Source organism: Acinetobacter sp. BSP-28 (genome assembly GCF_044130285.1).
GTDB lineage: Bacteria > Pseudomonadota > Gammaproteobacteria > Pseudomonadales > Moraxellaceae > Acinetobacter.
Window position 1 is genome coordinate 1 of record NZ_JBIQOB010000091.1, and the last position, 560, is coordinate 560.

Below are 560 nucleotides of genomic sequence, written 5' to 3' on the forward strand. Positions count from 1 at the left end.
AACCCATTCTGTGAAATCGCAGTGGAAGAAGCGGTTCGCTTAAAAGAAAAAGGAACTGTTTCAGAAATCGTTGTTGTTTCTATTGGTCCTAAAGAAGCGCAAGAACAAATTCGTTCTGCCATGGCACTTGGCGCTGACCGCGGTATTCTGGTTGAAGCTGATGACAGCCAACTGGGTGCTTTGGAAGTTGCTAAAATCCTGAAAGGTGTTGTTGACGCTGAACAACCACAATTAATCCTTCTTGGTAAACAGGCAATTGATGACGACTCTAACCAGGTTGGTCAGATGCTTGGCGCTCTACTTGGCGCAGGTCAAGGTACATTCGCTTCTGAAGTGAAAGTTGATGGCGACAAAGTACAAGTAACGCGTGAAATCGACGGTGGTTTACAAACTGTTGAGCTTGCACTTCCTGCAATCATCACCACTGACTTGCGTTTGAACGAGCCACGTTATGCAGCTCTTCCAAACATCATGAAAGCGCGTAAAAAACCGCTGGATACCAAGTCTCCTGCAGATTTTGGTGTAACTGCGACAACTAAACTGAAAACAGTTAAAGTTGA

General features: G+C 45.0%; 1 protein-coding gene. It reads left to right on the forward strand.

Features of this window, described 5'->3' with window-relative positions; translation table 11 throughout:
* On the forward strand, positions 1–560 hold a 560-nt coding region (locus ACE01R_RS17890; protein ID WP_395552819.1), incomplete at both ends, for an electron transfer flavoprotein subunit beta/FixA family protein.